The organism is Virgibacillus sp. MSJ-26 (genome assembly GCF_018918075.1).
Lineage (GTDB): Bacteria > Bacillota > Bacilli > Bacillales > Amphibacillaceae > MSJ-26.
Genome location: NZ_JAHLPW010000053.1, coordinates 1 through 580 on the forward strand (window position 1 = coordinate 1; position 580 = coordinate 580).

1 protein-coding gene is annotated in these 580 nt (G+C 34.3%); it reads right to left on the reverse strand.

What is annotated here, in order from left to right; all coding sequences use genetic code 11:
* The coding region (locus tag KQI49_RS18435) for a transposase (RefSeq protein ID WP_216491010.1) at positions 1–501 on the reverse strand (501 nt) is incomplete at its 3' end.
* Between the last annotated feature and the right edge of the window lie 79 nt (positions 502–580).

A 580-nucleotide genomic window follows, 5' to 3' on the forward strand; every position in this document is an offset into this window, starting at 1 on the left:
TTTTTCAATCAGGTTCGAACTGTATCTTTCAACAGATTTACGCCAAACAAATGTAAACTTATTCGCATTAGCTTCTATTTTTGTACCGTCGATAAAAACAGCTTCCGCATCTATTTCTTTTTCTTGAACAAGTTTAGAACGGAATTGTACAAAACATTGACGTAATAATTCCTCAACTAAAGGGTTTGTACGAAATCGATTAATCGTACGATAACTTGGTTCGTACCCTTGAGCTAACCACATCATGCGGATACTATCTTTTAGTAACGCTTCTATTTTCCGTCCGGAAAATACGGACTGTGTATAAGCACACAAAATAATTTTCATCATCATACGCGGATGGTAAGCTGGACATCCTGTACTACGAGCAAAATCTTCAAAAGATTCTACTGGAATACTTTCAACCAAATCATTTATGGCAAAAGCAATATCATTTTTATCTAATTTAATCTCTAAATCTAAAGGCAAAATCACTTGATTCATGGTATAATGTTTAAACATAAGAGCACCTCCGGTGAGTAATGGTTTGGTCACTTTTATCTTACCAGAAGGTGCTCTTTTTGTTTACTAATTATTAGCA